The following is a 3,894-nucleotide window of genomic DNA, read 5'->3' as shown; positions in this document are numbered from 1 at the left end:
TAACGCCATCGGTTGCCTGGAATCCCGTCAATCGACCATGTGGATGTTGTTGGGCACTACGCAGAGCAGATTCTGCAGTGACTGACAAAGGCACAATTCATTTAAGCGCTTGATACCTGTATTCGCTGGTACAACGAAAAACGTATTACGATGTCTCTTGGCTATCTCAGCCCAATCGAATACCGAGAGTGCCTAGGTTTGACAACGTAAATCAGTCCAAGAAAATATCCGCACCCCCCAACACTTCTGGGGCACTTTACGTGAATAGTTCCGTTAATTAATCACCTAGTAAGTATCATGTTCAATATCGCTAACCTTACGCATATCTGCGACAGAGTGATTGTCATCAATACTAGTAATAGCGTCAGCGTAACGCATGTCAAGCTTGATGTTGTCGTGGCCATATGCATGGGTGGCGAACACCTGTGCACCCAGCGAAGGATCGCGTGCGGTGAGACTTAGCATTACGCGGATATTAGACATCGTCAATGCAGGTTCTGTCGCAATAGCGAACCCAAGACTCCGTCTTGGGTTCGCTATTGCGACAGAACCTGCATTGAATAAGACACGAAGCGACTTGAGAAGTTTGGACTTTTCCGTACACCCCTATACTTCTTTTCGCAACGTTCGCCAGCGAACAGATCAACTTGCTGAATAGGCGAATAGTTCGTCTGTAGTCTCTTTGCCGAATTCTGTTTCGATCAATCATTTTGAGCCTATTAATATCTGTGCACGATCCGATAGGTGGTGTGAAGCCACCACGAAGTCAATTCGTGCGTCAAGTAAAAGTCCTAAACAAATCATTTACTTGCTAGTTTCATGTCTAGCGCAATTGGCTCATCGCTCTTTAATAGAACTATCCGACATAGATCACAAAAAAACACGATTTCGTTACGAGTATTAATGAGTGTTAACCATTTGAAGGAAATAATATGAACGGCCTTAAACGTTACAGTAGTAACCTATTCTATTCTGCAGGATTTCTGCTAGCAGCACTCTTGGCAGGATGCGGAGGTGGCAATCAGGGACGGGATCCGATACTGGGATTGCCCACCGCAGACTTAACCAGCGTCGCCGTAACTCCGGCGAATAGCTCAGTTGCCGCTGGCAACACCCAGCAGCTAGTCGCAACGGCGACGTTTGCAGACGGATCAACTCGCGATATCACTGCGGTGTCGGTATGGACCTCGGCGGCACCGGGCGTTGCCACTGTCAACAGTATGACGGGTCTTGCTACCGGCGTCGCCACTGGCACCGCGGCAATGACGGCAAGCTTCCGTAGCAAAACGGGGGCTGCTAACGTCACTGTACTGCCACCAGCCGTAATCTCGATTGCGCTGACACCGGTTAACCCAACCGTCAATATCGGAGCGTCGCTTCAATTGGTGGTGATCGGAACGTATTCGGATAAGACAACCGCCGATCTGACTAGCGTCAGCAAGTATATTTCTGCCAGTCCTGCTATCGCGAGCGTCAATAATACCACCGGGATGAGTAATGGATTGTCTGGCGGGAGTTCAGTTATTACGGCAAGTTATGGAACGCAATTAGCCACCACGATCATCACGGTTCCCGCAGCGACTCTGTCCTCAATTACAGTGACGCCAGCCAATGCGTCTATTTTGGTCGGTGCTACCCAGGCTTATACGGCTACCGCAATTTATTCGGATAACTCGACGGTCAACATCACACAGTCGGCTATCTGGGCTTCGGGAAATACAGTCGTTGCATCGGTGACCTCAACGGGACTTGCAACCGGCTTTTCCGCTGGCGCAACTATGATTTCGGCAACTTCCGGCACTAAATCTGGCAGCGCGAATCTGATCGTGAATGCGCCCATCAATCCACCGGCAAGTAGCATTAATCTTGGTACTGCGACTACCTTTGGCGTACTCGCCGGCACCTCCATCACCAATAACGCTGGCGGCACCACGTTGGTCACAGGCGATGTGGGATCACCATCGCAGACTACCGACCCAGTCCAGGCTCTCGGTTTCACCAACTATAAATCTGGTGCGGTGTTAACCAACGCGCTGGCAGACCTGCAAACCGCCATCACAGATGCCAATAGTCGCATTTGCGACATTAATTCGGCTGCCGGCATCGACCTGGGCGGCTTGACTCTTACTCCCGGCGTGTATTGCTATGCGGGTGCCATCAGCATTACCGGCACCTTTACCATGAGCGGACCTGGCGTATATATATTCAGAACCAGTTCGACCCTAAATACTACCGCGAATTCGATTGTGGCTCTAACCAACGGCGCAACGTATGACAGCGTGTTTTGGGTTCCAGTTGGACCTACAACTCTAGGTGCAAATAGTGTATTCAAAGGAACCATACTGGGTAAAGCGGCGGCGATCACTTTAGGTGATGGCGCATCGCTTCTCAACGGTCGTGTATTGACCGGCGCAGCCGCAACGCTAGCCAATAACAAGATAACAAAATAAGTAGCTAACCACCCAAGTGGACAGGTCCAATGACTTGTCCTGTTCAAACAAAATAAGCGACTGGTGACTTTTACTGTTACCAAGTTTCTTTGAATGGAGAAAATGATGAAATTACTCAAACAATTCGGCACTCTCGGCCTGGTCGGCTGCACTATGTTGACCAGTCAGATCGCCCTCGGCGATGATGATTTTAACAATCCCGAGTGGGCAAATTCAGCATGGTATATCGGCGCAGGCATAGGTAAATCACGCGCCACTATTGATGATAAAAGAATCATACGCAGCTTGATGGACAACGGGGCCAACAGCGTAGATTTTCGTTCCAATGACCGCGATACCGCGTATAAACTTTTTATGGGCAAACAACTGAATCAAAATTTTGCGCTGGAAGCAGGTTATTTTGACCTAAGGAAATTTGGTTTTAACGCCGTGACGACTCCTCCTGGAATCCTCAATGGACAAGTCGGTTTCAAGGGCATAAGCCTTGATTTACTAGGCCAGATTCCGCTCTCGGAGCGCTTATCCGCGTATGCTCGCGCCGGTGTGAATTATGCAAGAGCCGACGCTCATTTTACGGGCGATCGCTTATTGGCCGTGACCAACCCCAATCCTTCCGAGCGAAAGCTAAATCCTAAACTAGGTGTCGGAATTGACTACAAACTATCTGAAGCTTTGGCCGTACGCGGAGAAGTAGAACGTTATCGACTCAACGATGCGATAGGCAATCGCGGAGACGTCGACTTTTACTCTGTGAATCTGGTCTACAAACTGGGGCGACCTGCGACACGCGTACCCGTTGGCAACGCACCGCAAGCAGCGCCGATGCCAGCGTCTGCCGTGATGGAACCAACACCGCCGCCGTCCCCAATGCCAGCACCGGTACCCAGTTCGGAAAAAGTCACATTTGCCGCAGAAGCCTTATTTGATTTTGACCGCTCGCTGGTGAAACCCGAAGGTAAAGCTAATCTGGATGATATGCTGAATAAAATGCAAGGGATGAACACCGAAGTCATGGTAACGGTCGGCCATACCGATTCCGTTGGTACTGACGGGTACAATCAGAAATTATCCTTACGCCGTGCTGAAGCGGTCAAAGCCTACTTGGTGTCTAAAGGGATCGAAGATACCCGTATTTACACAGAAGGAAAAGGCAAAACACAGCCTATCGCAGACAACGGCAGCAAGGAAGGACGCGCCAAAAATCGCCGCGTCACGATTGAAGTTGTGGGTATGCGCACTGCAACGAAGTAATGCGGCAGCGAGCGATAATAAAAATATACTCGTATAGCGTCGAGCAGGTCGATTAATGTATTGAAATTAAATTAATCAACTATTTGATGTAATAAGACCGGCGTTGGTGCACTTAAAAGTTGAAGTAAAAAGTACCCCAACTCCGATCATTTATGCAGGAACTTTCTGACTACGGACGGAGTTTGGGCGTCCA

Annotated in this window: 3 protein-coding genes and 1 pseudogene; 3 read left to right on the top strand and 1 reads right to left on the bottom strand. The window is 49.4% G+C overall.

Going from position 1 to position 3,894, the window contains the following annotated elements; all coding sequences use genetic code 11:
• Positions 1–108: 108 nt before the first annotated feature.
• Positions 109–210 (top strand): annotated as a pseudogene (locus tag AAKU61_RS22230) (IS3 family transposase); the annotation flags it as partial.
• 75 nt (positions 211–285) lie between these two features.
• Here the strand turns inward: AAKU61_RS22230 and AAKU61_RS22225 are convergent.
• Positions 286–483: a hypothetical protein gene (locus AAKU61_RS22225; RefSeq protein ID WP_354335775.1), complete on the bottom strand. Its 198-nt coding sequence runs from the start codon at positions 481–483 to the stop codon at positions 286–288.
• Positions 484–932: 449 nt separating this feature from the next.
• On the opposite strand from AAKU61_RS22225, the gene AAKU61_RS22220 reads away from it, so the two are divergent.
• Complete coding sequence (locus AAKU61_RS22220; protein WP_354335773.1) at positions 933–2,450, top strand: ice-binding family protein; 1,518 nt, start codon at positions 933–935, stop codon at positions 2,448–2,450.
• A 105-nt stretch (positions 2,451–2,555) separates the two neighbouring features.
• Positions 2,556–3,701, top strand: a complete 1,146-nt coding sequence (locus AAKU61_RS22215; protein WP_354335771.1) for an OmpA family protein — start codon at positions 2,556–2,558, stop codon at positions 3,699–3,701.
• The last annotated feature ends 193 nt before the right edge of the window (positions 3,702–3,894 follow it).

Origin of the sequence: Undibacterium sp. GrIS 1.2 (assembly GCF_040544435.1) — a bacterium.
In the GTDB taxonomy this organism is placed as follows: domain Bacteria; phylum Pseudomonadota; class Gammaproteobacteria; order Burkholderiales; family Burkholderiaceae_D; genus Undibacterium.
Note: the sequence above shows the minus strand (reverse complement) of the source record. Positions and strands in the feature narration are given on the sequence as shown.

Excerpts from the sequence above, each read along its gene's own strand:
- AAKU61_RS22225 (WP_354335775.1), bottom strand. The coding sequence starts at position 483 with ATGTCTAATATCCGCGTAATGCTAAGTCTCACCGCACGCGATCCTTCG.
- AAKU61_RS22220 (WP_354335773.1), top strand. The coding sequence starts at position 933 with ATGAACGGCCTTAAACGTTACAGTAGTAACCTATTCTATTCTGCAGGA.
- AAKU61_RS22215 (WP_354335771.1), top strand. The coding sequence starts at position 2,556 with ATGAAATTACTCAAACAATTCGGCACTCTCGGCCTGGTCGGCTGCACT.